We start from the raw sequence: 15161 nt of genomic DNA, 5'->3' as shown, positions 1-15161 counted from the left end.
GTCCGCACCCACGTTCGTCGAGTTCGCCGAGGTGAACGGAAACCCTCCCGGCTCCCTCCCGTCGGTTCCGACTGAGAAGAGGTGATCGCTGCGGCTCGGAGACGCACGAATCCCCCGCTCACCTCGACAGGGTCGATGAACGGGGGATTCGCGATCGCCGCGCCTACCGCTTGTAGTTCGGGGCCTCCACGACCATCTGCACGTCGTGCGGGTGGCTCTCCTTGAGCCCCGCCGAGGTGATGCGCACGAAGTTGCCGCGCTCCTTGAGCTCGGTGATCGAGCGGGCGCCCACGTAGAACATGGACTGGCGCAGGCCGCCGATCATCTGGTGCGTCACCGCGCCCACCGGCCCGCGGTAGGGCACCTGGCCCTCGATGCCCTCGGGGATCAGCTTCTCGTCGCTCGGCACATCGGCCTGGAAATAGCGGTCCTTCGAGTACGAGGTGCGCTCGCCGCGCGTCTGCAGCGCGCCCAGCGATCCCATGCCCCGGTAGTTCTTGTACTGCTTGCCGCCCACGAACACGAGATCGCCCGGGCTCTCGTCGGTGCCGGCGAGCAGCGAGCCCATCATCACCGACGAGGCGCCCGCCACGAGCGCCTTCGCGATGTCGCCCGAGTACTGCAGACCGCCGTCGGCGATCACGGGCACACCCAGCGGGGTCGCCGCCTTCGCGGCCTCGTACACCGCCGTCACCTGCGGCACGCCCACGCCCGCGATCACGCGCGTGGTGCAGATGGATCCGGGGCCGACGCCCACCTTCACCGCGTCGGCGCCGGCCTCCGCGATCGCCTTCGCACCCGCGTAGGTGGCCACGTTGCCGCCGATCACGTCGACGGCGGCGAACGCCGGATCCGCCTTGATCTTCGCGATGATGTCGAGCACACCCTTGCTGTCGCCGTTGGCGGTGTCGACCACCAGCACGTCGACGCCGGCGTCGACCAGCTCGCCCGCGCGCTTCCACGCGTCGCCGAAGAAGCCGACCGCGGCACCCACGCGCAGGCGGCCCGCGTCGTCCTTGGTGGCGTGCGGATACTGCTCTTCCTTATCGAAGTCCTTGACCGTGATGAGACCGGTGAGGCGGCCCTCGTTGTCGACCAGGGGCAGCTTCTCGATCTTGTGCTGGCGGAAGATCGCCGCGGCGTCCTCGCGGGCGATGCCCTGGGGGCCGGTGATGAGCGGCATCTTGGTCATGGCGTCCGCCACGCGCACCTGGGAGCGGTCCTTCGGGTCGATGAAGCGCATGTCGCGGTTCGTGATGATGCCGAGGAGCACGTCGTTGGAGTCGACCACCGGCAGGCCCGAGACGCGGTACTCGCCGCACAGCGCGTCGACCTCCGCCACGGTCGCGTCCACCGAGGTGGTCACCGGGTTCGTGATCATGCCGGCCTCGCTGCGCTTGACCCGATCCACCATCTCGGCCTGATCCTGGATCGAGAGATTGCGGTGCAGGATGCCCAGGCCGCCGTTGCGCGCCATGGCGACCGCCATGCGCGTCTCGGTCACCGTGTCCATCGCCGCCGAGATGAGCGGGATGTTCAGACTGATGCGGCGAGTGAGCTGAGTGGACGTGTCCGCCTCGCTGGGGATGACGTCGGTGTGCGCCGGCAGCAGCAGCACATCGTCGTAGGTCAGACCGGTGAACGCGAAGGGGTCACGCTGTTCCATGGAACCTCATCTGTGTTGTGGTGGGAGCCTGGTGGGTGCCGAGGGTCGCTGATGACTCCCCCCGCACCTCTCTCAGTCTAAAGGAATGGGCGCGGTGTTGGTCTGTGCCGTGGGCGAACGACGCAGCTGGGCGATCATGTCGGCGATGAGGATCATGAGCGCGATCCACACGGCGATGAATCCGATCCAGCGGCTGAACGGCATCTCCTCGCGCATCACGAAGTAGCCGTAGAGGAATCCGAGGATCGGGGTGAGGAACTGCAGGAAGCCCATGTAGGAGAGCGACAACCGCCGCGTGGCCTCCCCGAAGAGGATCAGCGGCACGGCCGTCATGATCCCGCTGAGGAGCACGAGCACCGAGACGCCCGGCCCGAAGGAGAAGGCGTTGATGCCGAAGAGGCTCACCACTACCATGAGCTGCACCGCGGCGACCGGCAGCGAGGCGAGCGTCTCGATGGTGAGCCCGGTGATGCCGTCGACCTCCTCGCCGGCGTGCTTGTGCACGGCCCCGTAGAGCCCGAACGAGACGGCGAGGCCGAGGGCGATCCACGGGAAGGCGCCGTACGCGATCGCCGCGATCGACACCCCCACGGCCGCGATCCCCACGGCGACCCACTGCGGACGGGTGAGATGCTCCTTGCGCACCAGCACGCCGATGAGGATCGTGAAGAGCGGGTTGATGAAGTACCCGAGCGAGGTCTCGAGCACGTGACCGGTCATCACGCCGAGAATGAAGATCTGCCAGTTCGCGTAGAGCAGCAGCGCCGACAGCGTGAACCAGCCGAGCAGTCGGGGCGAGCGCAGGATCCGGCCGACCTGGCGCCAGCGGCTGGTGACGGTGACCAGGATCGCGCAGAACGTCAGGGTCGCGGCGACGCGCCACGGCACCACCTCGAAGGGACCCACCATGGCGATGAGTCCGAAGTAGAAGGGGAAGATCCCCCAGAGCAGATACGCACCCAGCCCGTATCCCAGCCCGGCTCGAGTTCGCTTCACCGAGTCAGTCTATCCGTCGCTCCGCCCCTGCGGTGCACCGGTGCTCTCCGAGCCGGCCGGGCTCTGCCTGCCCCGGCCCGACCCGGCTCTGCCCTGCCCGCCCCAGCCTGGCTCAACCCCGACCGACCAGGCCTGCGTCACGCCCCGGCCCCGCTTCCCGTTCTTCGGCTCTCGCCGTTGTTTCGGACCGAGGGCCCCTGTGGCATCCGCGAGAACGGTGAGAGCCGAAGAACGGAATGGCGGCGGAGGAGGCGGGAGGCAGAGAGGAGGCGCGGCAGCGGAGCGGAGGAGCGGCGGAGGCGAGGCGGAGGCGAGGCGGGCGGGAAAGCCCGGTACACGACGACGGGCCCGCCGATCACATGGATCGGCGGGCCCGTCTGACGCGTGCGAGTGCGCTCAGCGCTCGACCACCGCGAGGATGTCGCGGGCCGAGAGCACCAGGTAGTCGTCGCCGCCCACCTTGACCTCGGTGCCGCCGAACTTCGAGTAGATCACCAGGTCGCCGACGGCGACGTCGAGCGGGATGCGAGTGCCGTTGTCCGAGATGCGGCCGGGACCCACGGCGACGACCTCGCCCTCCTGCGGCTTCTCCTTCGCGCTGTCGGGGATCACCAGACCGGACGCGGTGGTCTGCTCTGCCTCGACCTGCTTGATAACGATACGATCTTCGAGCGGCTTGATGGCAACCGACACAGTTGACCTCTTTCCAAATGTCTGAAGGGTTCTCACGCCCGCCCCATGCGAGCGCGCCTACAGCAGAGTCTAGGACTCCGATTGGCACTCTTGCAAGGGGAGTGCCAATCGGTGGGAGCGGGATCGCGCACAGCGAACGGGAACGATTCCCCCGCGGGCCGCGGTCCGACTCGCGAGCCCGGTCCCGAACCGCCCGCCGATCCTGGCCCCACCGCACGACCGTCCCCCTAGAATTGGAAGTGCCGCACAACATCGGATGTGCCGCACAGCGATGGCCCCGCGGGGTCCGCGTACCGCCAACGCCTCGAGGAGGGCTGATGTCCACACCCAGCACACCCCAGCAGCCGGGCACCCCGCAGGGCGCCACACAGCCCACGGCACCGCTGCCACAGACCGCCCAGCAGCCCGCCTACACGGCACCGCAGGGCGGCCAGCCGGCCTACTCCGGGCCGTCCCAGCCCTATCAGCAGCCCGCCCAGCAGCCCGCTCAGCCGGGGTACCCGCAGCAGACCGCGCCTCAGTACCGCCCGCAGAGCGCGCCGGCCCCGTCCACCGCGACGACGCTCGGCCAGACCAACACCTACGCGTTCCTGGCGATCATCTTCGCGTTCCTCGTTCCCCTCGCGGGCATCATCTTCGGCCACCTCGGTCTCGGTCAGATCAAGCGCACGGGCGATGCCGGACGCGGCATCGCGCTCACGGGCCTCATCATCAGCTACGCCTACTTCGTGTTCCTGGCCATGTTCATCATCATCTACGTGGGCTTCATCTTCGCGATGATCGGAGCCATCGGCTCGCTGGGGTCGGGCTACAGCTCCTTCTGATCGCCCCGATCCCGCGCCTCTCAGAGCACGGCGATCCCCGTCGTCTCGATATCCACCAGCAGCGGTCCCCCTGACGACCGCTGACACACGAAAGGACCACGCAGTGTCTCAGAATCAGCCTCCCGTGAACGGAGCCCCGGAGCCGCAGAACCAGCCCCAGGCTCCGCAGGCCCCCCAGTACTCGGCGCTGCAGGCTCCCCAGCCCCCGCAGCAGGCCCAGCAGTACGCGCAGCCGCAGTACACCGCTCCGCAGCAGCCGTACGCCGCGCCGCAGCCGGCCTACGCTCCGGCTCCGCCCACCAACACCCTCGCGATCATCGCGCTCGTCGGCTCGTTCTTCATCTCCCTGGTGGGTGTCATCTGCGGGCATATCGCACTCAAGCAGATCGCGCGCACCGGCGAGGGCGGCCGCGGTCTGGCGCTCGCCGGCCTGATCATCGGCTACGTCGGCATCGCCGTCTGGGTCATCGTCATCATCTTCTACGTGTTCATCATCGGCTTCGCCATCTCGGCCAGCAGCTACTGATCGCACACCGGGAATGACGCATCGGCAGGATGCTTCGGGGGCTCGGGGGAATTCCCCCGGCCCCCGTTCCGCTTCCCCCTCCCCCGGCTGGCACGAGCTGACCACCCCTGACGGGCGCGCACTGCTCGAGCGCATCTCGGAGCGGCGTCGCGCGGGTGAGGGCCTCGACACGATCTCGCGCCTGCTGCGCGGCGAGGGCACCGACCCCGCGCTGCTCTCCGCCGCACTGACGCAGACCGAGCTGCGCGCCAGGGCCGCCGGCAAGTTCGGCGAGATCGCGGCCGAGCTGCTGTTCACCCGCGCGGCACTCGAGCAGGCGACGCGCGCACAGGTGGCGGCGCTGCACGCGGAGCGGTTCCGCACCGCCGGCTGCCGCTCGGTCGCCGACCTCGGCTGCGGCATCGGCGCCGAGTCGCTCGCGCTGCTGAACGCGGGAATCGAACCCCTGCCCGTCGAGCTCGATCCGCTGACGGCGGAGTTCGCACAGCACAACCTCGCGGTCGCCGCAGGGCGCACGGGCGCGGCGGTGCCGGCCGTGCGCGTCGGCGACGCCGAGCGGCTGGGTCCGGGCGACGCGGACGGCGTGTTCCTCGACCCCGCTCGGCGCACCGCCGGCCACAGCGACACCCGCCGCGTCGCCTCCCCCGACGACTACTCGCCGTCACTGCGCTTCGCCTTCGAGCTCGCCGAGCACCGGCCGGCGGGTGTCAAGCTGGGGCCGGGTCTCGACCGCGATCTGATTCCGGATCGCGCGGAGGCGCAGTGGGTGTCGGTCGACGGGCAGCTCGTGGAGACCGGCCTCTGGTTCGGTGTGGCCGCGCGGCCGGGAATCCGACGGGCCGCGCTCGTGCTGCGCGGTTCGAGCGCAGATGAGCTGACGGCCGATGGCGACGCCGAAGACGCGCCGGTGCGCGCGCTCGGCGCCTATCTCTACGAGCCGGACGGGGCGGTGATCCGCGCCCGGCTCATCGGCGCGCTCGCCGGACGCATCGACGCCGACATGGCGAGCGACGGGATCGCCTATCTCACCGGCGACCGCCTCGTGGAGACGCCCTTCGCGAGTGCGTTCCGCGTGCTCGAGGAGCTGCCCGCGCGCGAGAAGGACCTGCGTCGTGCACTCGCGGCACGCGACATCGGCGCGCTCGAGATCAAGAAGCGCGGGACCGACACGGATCCCGCCGCGCTGCGGCGACGGCTGAAGCTGCGCGGCGACGCCAGCGCGACACTGTTCCTCACCCGCGCCGCCGGACGCCACGTCGCGCTGCTCGCAGAGCGCTGCTGAAACGCCGTTCTCACCTGGACGAAAAAGCGCAGCGAGCCGGAACCGGGCTCTGAGTGCCTGGTTTCGACTCGCTGCGCTCGCTCAACCGGCGGGTCGCTGCGCTCGCTCAACCGGCGGGTGGACGCGTTAGTTGACGATGTCCGAGCAGAGCACTTCCTGGCCCGCGACGGTCACCGAGTACGCGCCGTTGAGGCACTGCTGGGCGGCATCCATGCCGGCCCCCGCGAGGCTGACGATCGACACGATCAGGATGATGTAGCCGATCGTGCCGAGCACACCGATGACGATGCCGATCACACCGGGGATATTGCTCGCACCGGCCTTGCGCGACTGCACCACGGCGACGATGCTCAGCACCAGACCGATGATCGGCAGCAGGATCGCCAGGATCAGCCCGACGATGCCGAGGGTCTTGCCGGGAACGGGCTGAGGTGCCGCCGCGTAGCCGGGCGCAGCCGGGGCCGCGGGCGGGACGGGGTTCGAGGCCGGCTGGCCTCCGGGCAGGTTCTCGGACATGATGCTCCTTCGTTCGTGTGCGGAGGAGGGATTTCCCCACTTGCACACTCCACAATAATGTTCACCGAGCACTGTTGTCTGCTGCACCCGCCGCAGTCGCGCTCGTTGATCTGATGAAGTGGCGCTCAGACCGTCACTCAGCGCACTTGGATCTCGGTGACCGGAAGCGTGGAGTCCGCCCCGAAGCCGAGCCCGGAGGGCGCGTGGCCCGCCGCCACGAGCTGCGCGCCGATGGAGGCGATCATGGCCCCGTTGTCGGTGCACAGAGAGAGCGGCGGCACCCGCAGCTCCACCCCAGCCGTCTCGCAGCGCTCGCGCGCGAGCTCGCGCACCCGCACGTTCGCCACCACGCCGCCGCCCAGCAGCAGGCGCGGCACCCCGAGGTCGCGGCAAGCGGCGAGCGCCTTCGTGAGCAGCACGTCGGCCACGGCCTCGCGGAAGCTCGCCGCGATGTCGGCCACCGGCAGCGGCTCCTCCGCGCCGTGCTCGGTCTCGTACTTCTCCACCCAGCGCGCCACGGAGGTCTTGAGGCCCGAGAAGGAGAAGTCGTAGCGGTGCCGATCGAGGTCCTTGGGCAGCGTCAGGCCGCGCGGGAACCGGATCGCGTCGGGATCGCCGCCGACGGCCGCGCGGTCGATCTGGGGGCCGCCCGGATACGGCAGGCCGAGCAGCCGCGCGACCTTGTCGAACGCCTCCCCCGCCGCATCGTCGATCGTCTCGCCCAGCATCTCGACGTCGCTCACCAGGTCGTGCACGAGCAGCAGCGAGGTGTGCCCGCCCGAGACCAGCAGCGCGACGATGGGCAGTTCGAGCTCACCGACGGTTCCCACGGCCTCGCGCAGATCGTCGCCGTGCAGCACATCGGCACCGACGTGCCCGACGAGGTGGTTGACCGCGTAGAGGGGCTTGCCCAGCGACACCGCGAGCGCCTTGGCCGCCGAGACCCCCACCATGAGTGCTCCGGCCAGGCCGGGGCCGCAGGTCACCGCGATGGCGTCGAGCTCGTCGAACGTCACCTCGGCCTCCGCGAGCGCGCGCTCGATCGTCGGCGTCATCGCCTCGAGATGCGCGCGCGCCGCGACCTCGGGCACTACGCCCCCGAACCTGGCGTGCTCATCCATCGACGAGGCGATGGCGTTGGCGAGCAGCGTGCGCCCCCGCACGATGCCGACCCCGGTCTCATCGCAGCTGGTCTCGATGCCCAGCACGAGCGGTTCCTGCGTCATCGGCGATCCTTCATCTCGAGCTTCATCACGACGGCGTCGACGCCCTCGGGCTGGTAATAGCGCGGACGTACCCCGATCTCGGCGAATCCCAGGGAGCGGTACAGCGCCTGCGCGACGGGGTTGTCGGCCCGCACCTCCAGAAACACCTCTCGCACACCGCGGCGCGCCGCCTCGTCGAGCAGGGCGTTCATCAGCCGACGTCCGTGCCCGCCGCCGCGCGCCTCGGGCGCGACCGCGATTGTCTGGATATCGCCCTCGGTCCCCACCACGAGCAGCCCCGCATACCCCTGCACCGCGCCGGCCGCATCGGCGAGCACCAGGTAGTACCGGTGGTCGGCGGTCAACTCCTCGCGCATCATCTCGCAGCTCCACGCCTCGGCACCGAAGACCGCGCTCTCGATCCCCCAGATCGCGTCGAGGTCGTCGACCGCCGCCTCCCGCAGCGACAGCGCCGCGTCGCTGTGAGCGCTCACGTCGAAACCCGCTTCGGGGCACCCGGCTGCTTGACGTCAGGGGCGCGCAGGTACACGGCTCGGTCGGGCTCGAAGCCGCGCCCCGCCGCCAAGCGCCGGGCGGCCAGCCGTACGAGCGATGCCGTGGGGATCCGGTCGGGCCAGATGTCGTTCGGAAGCTGCTCGTAGTCCGCCCGCGCCAGGAGTCCCGGCCCCGAGCCGCGCTCTGGGATCCCCGCCCAGTCGAGACCCGAGTAGTCGGTGACGAAGAGTTCTCGCCGCTTCGCGTCCTGCACCACTCGCACTCCGGTGAGCGCGGTGCCCTCGAGCGTCTCGAGCGCGACCGCCTCGTGTCCCTGCAGCGGCAGCAGCGGCACACCGCGTGCCAGCGCGAAGGCGTGCGCGGCCGCAATACCCACCCTCAGGCCCGTGAACGGGCCCGGCCCGATGCCGGCGACGACCCCCGTCACCGCGTCGGGCGAGGCCCCGCTCGCGCGGAACACCTCGTCGAGCAGCCCGCCGATCGCCTCGGCGTGACCGCGCGGATCATCGCTCGAGGCCTCGTGGACGCGGCCATCGATGCCGAGCGCGACGCTCGTGCCGATGGCGGTGTCGATCGCCAGCAGCACATGCGATCCCGATTCCGGTGCCTCCAGCATCACGACAGCACTCCCGTCCGCCATCTCGGCCCGTGCCCTGCGATGGTCACCGTCCGGTTCTCGACCGGGGCCTGCGACCAGTCCGGCTCCTCGACGGCATCGGCATCTGGGCCTGCATCGGCGCCCCCGCTCCCGCGCGGCCGCTCGATCACCACCTCGATCCACGACTCGGGCTCTTCGACCACGCCGGAACCCCACTCGGCCACGACCACGGCCCCCTCGAAGTCGAGGTCGAGGTCGTCCAGTTCGCCCGTGCCGGCGAGCCGGTAGGCGTCGACGTGCACAAGCGGCGCGCCCCCGACGAGCGACGGGTGCGTGCGCGCCAGAACGAAGGTGGGGCTCTGCACGGGCCCGCGTACCCCGAGCCCCTCGCCGATCCCCCGGGTGAGCGTGGTCTTGCCCGCGCCGAGCGGACCGGTCAGCAGCACGAGATCCCCCGCGCGCAGCACCCGCCCCAGTTCGACGCCGAGCTCGTGCATCGCATCGGGATCCGGAATCTGCAGCGACACCGCGCCGCTCACGCCCCGCTCCCTTCGACGTCCTCGGAGGGCACCCGCAGCACGCGCGGGCCGACCCCGACGACGATCTCGTAGTTGATGGTGCGCATGAGCCCCGCCCAGATCTCGACGGGCGGGTGGCCCCGCTCGGGATCCCCGAAGAGCACCACGGGCTCGCCCAGTTCGAGCCGGCCCGCGAGCGGGCCGACATCGACGATGAACTGGTCCATGCCGATGCGGCCGACGATGGGGCGGTGCTCTCCGGCGACCGTCACCCAGGCCCCGGCACCGTTGAGCGCCCGCGGCATGCCGTCGGCGTACCCCATCGGCACCAGCGCGAGCGTGGTGGCCGTCTCGCAGACGTGGTTGAAGCCGTACGAGACGCCCGCGCCCGCGGGCACCCCGCGCAGCGCCACGATCTCGGAGCGCAGCGTCATCGCGGGAACCAGACCGAGCTGCGCCGAGGTCTTGTCGGCGAACGGGCTGAGTCCGTAGGCCACGACGCCCACGCGCACCGTGTTGTAGCGCAGATGCGGGGACGAGAAGGTCGCGGCGCTGGCCGCGAGATGGATCATCTCGGGTGCGATGCCCGTGGCGCGGAGCATCTCGACGGCCCGATCGAAGCGTGCCGCCTGCGCCCGGTCGTGCTCATCACCGGCGTTGGCGAGGTGGCTGAAGATGCCGCGCACCCGCACCAGCCCGGCGCGCTCCAGCTCGGCTGCGCGCGCGAAGAGCGGCTCCCACTCCTCGGGGGCCGCCCCGTTGCGGCTGAGGCCCGTGTCCAGTTTGAACTGCATCGAGGCGGTCTTGCCGAGCCGCTCCGCGGCCGCGGCGAGCGCCTCGAGCTGCTGCATGTGACTCACACCGATCTCGATGCCGGCCGCCACGGCCTGACCGAAGTCGGCGTGCACGCCGTGCAGCCAGCAGAGGATCGGCGCCTCGATCCCGGCGTCGCGCAACGCGAGCGCCTCCTCGAGGTCGGCCGTGGCCACCATCGCCGCACCGCCGGCGAGCGCGGCCTCGGCCGCGATCTTCGCGCCGTGACCGTAACCGTCTGCCTTCACGACCACGATGACCGCGCCGCCCGTGAGCTCGCGCACGCGAGCCACGTTGTGCCGGATCGCCGGCAGCGAGATCTCGGCGACCCGCATCGACCCTGTTCTCATGCCTGCCCCATTCCGTTCGACTCCACGACCACGAACGCGGTCGCCGATCCCCCGTCGTGCGTCATCGAGAGGTGCACCCGGTCGGCACCGCGAGCCGAGAGCGCCGCGGCGAGGCCGGGGGTCGCCGCGAATGAGGGAGCCCGATCCCGATCCCGCACCACCTCCATGTCGTGCCAGCGCAGCTCCGCCGAACCGCCGAGCGCTTTGATGAGCGCCTCCTTCGCGGCGAAGCGCGCCGCGAGCGACGGCACCGTCAGCTCCGCCTCGGCGCTCGAGAACAGCCGTCCGCGCAGCTTCGGCGTGCGCTCGAGCTGCCGTTCGAAGCGCGCGATGTCGACGGTGTCGACGCCGATCCCGACGATCATGAAGTCCCTGGCCTCCGCCGGTTCAGACTCACTGCTCCCGCTCACCCGGCGGACTTACTCCACCGTCACCGACTTGGCGAGGTTGCGCGGCTGGTCGACGTCGAGGCCCTTGACCGTCGAGAGCTCGAGCGCGAACCACTGCAGCGGCACGACCTGCAGCAGCGGCTCGAAGAACGGGTCGGCGAGCGGCAGGCGGATCACATCGTCGGCGTAGGGCAGCACCGCGGTGTCGCCCTTCTCCACGACGGCGATCACCCGGGCGCCGCGGGCGCGGATCTCCTGGATGTTGGAGACGACCTTCGAGTGCATGAGCGGCGACGTGCGCGGGCTCGGCACCAGCACGAAGACGGGCTGGCCGTGGTCGATGAGCGCGATGGGGCCGTGCTTGAGCTCGCCGGCGGCGAAGCCCTCGGCGTGGATGTACGCGATCTCCTTGAGCTTGAGCGCGCCCTCGAGCGCGATCGGGAAGCCCACGTGGCGGCCGAGGAACAGCACCGAGCGGGTGTCGGCCATCCAGTGCGCGAGCTGCGCGATCTGGTCATGCGTGTCGACGGCCTCCTGCACCTTCGCGGGCAGCTCCTCGAACTGCGCCACGGCCTGTGCCGAGTCCTCGGAGGAGAGCGCGCCGCGCACCCGGCCGAGGTGCAGGCCGACGAGGTAGAGCGCGGTGATCTGCGCGACGAACGCCTTCGTGGAGGCGACCGCGACCTCCGGGCCGGCGTGGGTGTAGACGGCCGCATCGGATTCGCGCGGGATCGTGGCGCTCTGCGTGTTGCACACCGACACGGTGGTCACGCCGCGCTCGCCCGCGTACTTCACCGCCATGAGGGTGTCCATGGTCTCGCCCGACTGGCTGACCGAGATCACCATGGTGCGGTCGGAGAGCACGGGATCGCGGTAGCGGAACTCATGGCTGAGCTGCACCTCCACCGGCACCCGGGCCCACTGCTCGATGGCGTACGCGCCCACCTGCCCCGCGTAGGACGCGGTGCCGCAGGCGATGATGATGATGCGGTCGATGCTCCGCAGGCGCTCGTCTCCGAGGGCCGTCAGCTCCGGGATCTCCACGCCGGCGGCCGAGACCCGGCCGCGCACGGTGTTCGCCACCGCGTCGGGCTGGTCGTTGATCTCCTTCGCCATGAACGACGACCAGCCGCCCTTGTCGGCGGCGTCGGCGTCCCACTCGACCTCGTACTCGGTGAACTCCACCGGATTGCCCGCGAAGTCGGTGATGCGCACCTCGTCGGGCGTGATGACGGCGATGTTGTCCTCGGCGACCGCGACCGCGCGCCGCGTCGAGGACACGAAGGCGGCCACGTCGGAGCCGAGGAAGTTCTCGCCCTCGCCGAGCCCCACGACGAGGGGCGAATGGTGACGCGCGGCGACGACCTTGCCCGGCTCGTCGCGGTGCATCGCGAGCAGCGTGAAGGTGCCGTCGAGCCGTGCGACGACCGAGCGGAACGCGGTCTCCAGGTCGCCCTGCCGCGCCACCTCCCGGCCCACGAGCGCGGCGACGACCTCCGTGTCGGTCTCGCTGATCAGCTCGACGCCGTCGGCCTCGAGCTCGCCCCGCAGCTCGGCGAAGTTCTCGACGATGCCGTTGTGGATGAGGGCCAGCTTGCCCCCGTCTCCCAGGTGCGGGTGCGCGTTCGCGTCGGTCGGGCCGCCATGGGTCGCCCAGCGCGTGTGACCGATCCCCGTTCCGGTCGCCTGCACCGGGTTGACCTCGAGCAGTTCCTCGAGCCGCGCGAGCTTGCCGGAGCGCTTGCGCACCGAGATCTCCCCCGTCGCGTCCACGACGGCGATTCCCGCCGAGTCGTATCCGCGATACTCGAGGCGGCGCAGCCCGTTGAGGAGCGCTTCGACCGTGTCATTGGGGCCGACATATCCGACGATTCCACACATGGGTACGAGTTTAGTGGCACGATGGATGAACGATGGCCGAGTACAGCACCGCCCCAGACCTTTCCTCCGCCGCGCACGCCGATCCGGCGGAGGCGGCCGACGGCGCGAATGCGCCTCTCCCGGAGGTGAGCACCGATACCCACGCGCTCGTGCGCCCGGAGTACACGTCGCCCTTCACCGAGATCGACCGCGACGAGTGGTCGCGTCTGGCAGGCGAGACTCCGATGCCGCTCACGGAGCGGGAGATCGCGGCGTTCCGCGGTCTCGGCGAGCCGCTCGACCTGGCCGAGGTCTCCGAGGTGTACCGGCCGCTCAGCCGGCTCATCAACCAGTACGCCATCGCGGCCCGCGAGATGCACCGGCGCACCCGCGGATTCCTGGGGCGCGACGGCGAGCGCCAGAGCCCCTTCGTGATCGGGATCGCCGGATCCGTCGCCGTGGGCAAGTCGACGGTCGCCCGCATCCTGCGCGATCTGCTCGCGCGCTGGCCGGAGACCCCCAGCGTCGAACTCGTCACCACCGACGGCTTCCTCTACCCCAACGCCGAGCTGCAGCGGCGGGGCATCACCGCCCGCAAGGGCTTCCCCGAGTCCTACGACCGACGCGCCCTGCTGCGCTTCGTGTCGCAGGTGAAGGCGGGCGTCGCCGAGGTGTGCGCCCCGCACTACAGCCACCTGATCTACGACATCGTGCCCGGCGAGTTCACAGTCGTGCGGCGCCCCGACATCCTCATCGTCGAGGGGCTCAACGTGCTGCAGCCCCCCTCGATGCAGCACCCGCTCGCCGTGAGCGACCTCTTCGACTTCTCGGTCTACGTCGACGCGCGTACCTCGGACATCCAGCGCTGGTACCGCCACCGGTTCCTGCAGCTGCGTCAGAGCGCGTTTTCCGACCCCAGCTCGTACTTCCGCCGGTTCGCCACCCTGGACGACGATGCGGCGGTGGCTCTCGCCGACGAGTACTGGACCAACATCAACGAGCCCAACCTCGTCGAGAACATCCGGCCCACGCGGGCCCGCGCCACGCTCGTGCTGCGCAAGGAGCGCGACCACCGGGTGCAGAAGGTGCTCCTGCGCAAGCTGTAGGCGCAGCCCGGAGGCTGGCCGCGGCCGCCGCCCCCGCCTGGCGAATTCGAGACGCGTCTGCTGCAGTATCCAACGGATGGTGCAGCAGACGCGTCCTCTTTTCTGCTCCGCCCGAACGGACGGCATCACCGGCGCGGGCGGCTACACCACGAGACGGAGCGCCCGGGCCAGCTCGGCGGAGCGCTCGATGACGTCGGCTTGCCAGGCCGTGAGCTCGCGGGTCGGAGAGTCTCCGATGGAGATGTCGAAGGGATCCTCCACCTCCGTCTCGACGCCGGTGAGCGCCTCGATCACCGCGACACCGCAGAACGGCACGTGCACGGGCGAGTATCCGCCCTCGTGCGAGAACACGATCCGCCCGTCGCACGCCTCGTCGGCGATGGCGAGCAGCCGCTCGGCGACGCCCTTGAACCCCTGCGAGGTGACGCTCATCCGCCCCAGCGGATCGAGGGCCGAGGGATCGAAGCCGCTCGACACGATGATGATCTCGGGCTGGAAGGCGCGGATCGCAGGCCCTGCGACGTCTTCGACGACCGACCAGTAGGCGCCGTCGCCGGACCCCGCCGGCAGGGGCACGTTGATGTTGGTGCCCGCGCCGGCACCGGCGCCCTGCTCTTCGAGGAGCCCGGAGTCGACGGGGAAGAGCCGATCCTGGTGCACCGAGATGGTCAAGACCTCGGGGTCCTCCCAGAAGATCTTCTGGGCGCCGTTGCCGTGGTGCACGTCGTAGTCGAAGATGGCGACGCGGCGCACCTTGCCGGCCGCCCGGAGCGCCTCGATGGCGACCCCGACGTTCGAGAACAGGCAGTACCCGCGCCCCTGATCCGGTTCGGCGTGATGCCCGGGCGGCCGGACGAGCGCGTACGCGTTATCCACCACGCCGTCGAGCACCGCCTCCGCCGCGACGAGGGTGCCGCCGGCCGCGAGCTTCGCGATCTCGTAGCTTCCGGCGCCGAACGGCGAGAACCCGTCGCCGGCGTCGCCGCCGCCGGCATCCGACTGCGTGCGGATCCGCTCGATGTGCGCGGGCGTGTGCACGCGCGCGAGATCCTCCTCGCTCACCGGCCGCACGGGAATGCGGACGAGACTGTCGATGAGACCGGATACCTCGATCAGGCCCGCGAGGCGGGACTTCGACTCGGGGTTCTCGAAGTTGCGGTAGGGCTGCACGTATTCCCCTGAGGGAATAAGTCCGGCGTGCGTCCCCGTATCGTGCCAGGCGAACCGCTCGTGCCATACGTATCCGGTCTTGCGCTGCATTGCGTTCCTCGTATTCTCTTGCCGTTGCTGGTCGTGGTTCGTC

At 70.3% G+C, this 15161-nt stretch carries 16 protein-coding genes; 4 read left to right on the top strand and 12 right to left on the bottom strand.

The window, feature by feature from the left end:
- Window positions 1-163: 163 nt before the first annotated feature.
- From guaB to groES, 3 genes are all read right to left on the bottom strand, one after another.
- On the bottom strand, window positions 164-1666 hold the full coding sequence (gene guaB / locus AMS65_RS01715; protein WP_053382440.1) for an IMP dehydrogenase: 1503 nt from the start codon (window positions 1664-1666) through the stop codon (window positions 164-166).
- A gap of 72 nt (window positions 1667-1738) precedes the next feature.
- Window positions 1739-2662: an EamA family transporter RarD gene (gene rarD / locus AMS65_RS01710; protein ID WP_053382439.1), complete on the bottom strand. Its 924-nt coding sequence runs from the start codon at window positions 2660-2662 to the stop codon at window positions 1739-1741.
- 396 nt (window positions 2663-3058) lie between these two features.
- Window positions 3059-3355, bottom strand: coding sequence for a co-chaperone GroES (groES, locus tag AMS65_RS01705; protein WP_053382438.1), 297 nt, complete (start codon window positions 3353-3355; stop codon window positions 3059-3061).
- Window positions 3356-3672: 317 nt separating this feature from the next.
- Between groES and AMS65_RS01700 the strand changes: the two genes are divergently transcribed.
- From AMS65_RS01700 to AMS65_RS01690, 3 genes are all read left to right on the top strand, one after another.
- Complete coding sequence (locus AMS65_RS01700) at window positions 3673-4179, top strand: DUF4190 domain-containing protein (RefSeq protein WP_053382437.1); 507 nt, start codon at window positions 3673-3675, stop codon at window positions 4177-4179.
- A gap of 103 nt (window positions 4180-4282) precedes the next feature.
- Complete coding sequence (locus AMS65_RS20445; protein ID WP_157502011.1) at window positions 4283-4705, top strand: DUF4190 domain-containing protein; 423 nt, start codon at window positions 4283-4285, stop codon at window positions 4703-4705.
- Between the two features lie 13 nt (window positions 4706-4718).
- The gene (locus AMS65_RS01690; RefSeq protein WP_162231742.1) at window positions 4719-5987 is read left to right on the top strand and encodes a THUMP-like domain-containing protein; all 1269 of its coding nucleotides are present in this window, start codon (window positions 4719-4721) and stop codon (window positions 5985-5987) included.
- Window positions 5988-6113: 126 nt separating this feature from the next.
- On the opposite strand, the gene AMS65_RS01685 is transcribed toward AMS65_RS01690, so the two are convergent.
- The 8 genes from AMS65_RS01685 to glmS all read right to left on the bottom strand — a co-directional run bounded on the left by AMS65_RS01685 (window position 6114) and on the right by glmS (window position 12773).
- Window positions 6114-6503, bottom strand: coding sequence for a hypothetical protein (locus tag AMS65_RS01685; protein ID WP_053382436.1), 390 nt, complete (start codon window positions 6501-6503; stop codon window positions 6114-6116).
- A gap of 137 nt (window positions 6504-6640) precedes the next feature.
- Entirely contained in the window at window positions 6641-7729 is a 1089-nt protein-coding gene (gene tsaD / locus AMS65_RS01680; RefSeq protein ID WP_053382435.1) for a tRNA (adenosine(37)-N6)-threonylcarbamoyltransferase complex transferase subunit TsaD, read from the bottom strand.
- Window positions 7726-8202: a ribosomal protein S18-alanine N-acetyltransferase gene (rimI, locus tag AMS65_RS01675; protein WP_241489296.1), complete on the bottom strand. Its 477-nt coding sequence runs from the start codon at window positions 8200-8202 to the stop codon at window positions 7726-7728. The genes tsaD and rimI overlap by 4 nt, the downstream gene beginning before the upstream one ends.
- Window positions 8199-8840 carry a tRNA (adenosine(37)-N6)-threonylcarbamoyltransferase complex dimerization subunit type 1 TsaB gene (gene tsaB / locus AMS65_RS01670; protein ID WP_241489309.1) on the bottom strand — a complete coding sequence of 214 codons (642 nt, stop codon included), beginning with the start codon at window positions 8838-8840 and terminating at the stop codon, window positions 8199-8201. The genes rimI and tsaB overlap by 4 nt, the downstream gene beginning before the upstream one ends.
- Window positions 8840-9319: a tRNA (adenosine(37)-N6)-threonylcarbamoyltransferase complex ATPase subunit type 1 TsaE gene (gene tsaE / locus AMS65_RS01665; RefSeq protein WP_053382582.1), complete on the bottom strand. Its 480-nt coding sequence runs from the start codon at window positions 9317-9319 to the stop codon at window positions 8840-8842. The genes tsaB and tsaE overlap by 1 nt, the downstream gene beginning before the upstream one ends.
- Window positions 9320-9357: 38 nt before the next feature.
- A complete protein-coding gene (gene alr, locus AMS65_RS01660) occupies window positions 9358-10503 on the bottom strand; it encodes an alanine racemase (RefSeq protein WP_053382433.1) in 1146 nt (381 codons plus the stop codon).
- On the bottom strand, window positions 10500-10868 hold the full coding sequence (locus AMS65_RS01655; protein WP_053382432.1) for a holo-ACP synthase: 369 nt from the start codon (window positions 10866-10868) through the stop codon (window positions 10500-10502). The genes alr and AMS65_RS01655 overlap by 4 nt, the downstream gene beginning before the upstream one ends.
- A 54-nt stretch (window positions 10869-10922) precedes the next feature.
- Window positions 10923-12773, bottom strand: a complete 1851-nt coding sequence (glmS, locus tag AMS65_RS01650) for a glutamine--fructose-6-phosphate transaminase (isomerizing) (RefSeq protein WP_053382431.1) — start codon at window positions 12771-12773, stop codon at window positions 10923-10925.
- 32 nt (window positions 12774-12805) lie between these two features.
- Here glmS and coaA point away from each other — a divergent pair, with 32 nt between their 5' ends.
- Window positions 12806-13858, top strand: a complete 1053-nt coding sequence (gene coaA, locus AMS65_RS01645) for a type I pantothenate kinase (protein ID WP_083451404.1) — start codon at window positions 12806-12808, stop codon at window positions 13856-13858.
- Window positions 13859-13999: 141 nt separating this feature from the next.
- Here the strand turns inward: coaA and AMS65_RS01640 are convergent, their stop codons facing one another.
- On the bottom strand, window positions 14000-15118 hold the full coding sequence (locus AMS65_RS01640; protein WP_053382430.1) for a class II histone deacetylase: 1119 nt from the start codon (window positions 15116-15118) through the stop codon (window positions 14000-14002).
- Window positions 15119-15161: the final 43 nt, after the last annotated feature.

The organism is Leucobacter celer subsp. astrifaciens (genome assembly GCF_001273835.1).
Lineage (GTDB): Bacteria > Actinomycetota > Actinomycetes > Actinomycetales > Microbacteriaceae > Leucobacter > Leucobacter celer.
The sequence above is the reverse complement of the archived record's forward strand: the minus strand, read 5'-3'. Positions and strand labels throughout refer to the sequence as shown.

Coding starts and splice junctions, on each gene's coding strand:
- guaB (WP_053382440.1), bottom strand. CDS start 1,666: ATGGAACAGCGTGACCCCTTCGCGTTCACCGGTCTGACCTACGACGAT.
- AMS65_RS01700 (WP_053382437.1), top strand. CDS start 3,673: ATGTCCACACCCAGCACACCCCAGCAGCCGGGCACCCCGCAGGGCGCC.
- AMS65_RS01690 (WP_162231742.1), top strand. CDS start 4,719: ATGACGCATCGGCAGGATGCTTCGGGGGCTCGGGGGAATTCCCCCGGC.
- AMS65_RS01685 (WP_053382436.1), bottom strand. CDS start 6,503: ATGTCCGAGAACCTGCCCGGAGGCCAGCCGGCCTCGAACCCCGTCCCG.
- tsaD (WP_053382435.1), bottom strand. CDS start 7,729: ATGACGCAGGAACCGCTCGTGCTGGGCATCGAGACCAGCTGCGATGAG.
- tsaB (WP_241489309.1), bottom strand. CDS start 8,840: ATGCTGGAGGCACCGGAATCGGGATCGCATGTGCTGCTGGCGATCGAC.
- tsaE (WP_053382582.1), bottom strand. CDS start 9,319: ATGCACGAGCTCGGCGTCGAACTGGGGCGGGTGCTGCGCGCGGGGGAT.
- alr (WP_053382433.1), bottom strand. CDS start 10,503: ATGAGAACAGGGTCGATGCGGGTCGCCGAGATCTCGCTGCCGGCGATC.
- AMS65_RS01655 (WP_053382432.1), bottom strand. CDS start 10,868: ATGATCGTCGGGATCGGCGTCGACACCGTCGACATCGCGCGCTTCGAA.
- glmS (WP_053382431.1), bottom strand. CDS start 12,773: ATGTGTGGAATCGTCGGATATGTCGGCCCCAATGACACGGTCGAAGCG.
- coaA (WP_083451404.1), top strand. CDS start 12,806: ATGGCCGAGTACAGCACCGCCCCAGACCTTTCCTCCGCCGCGCACGCC.
- AMS65_RS01640 (WP_053382430.1), bottom strand. CDS start 15,118: ATGCAGCGCAAGACCGGATACGTATGGCACGAGCGGTTCGCCTGGCAC.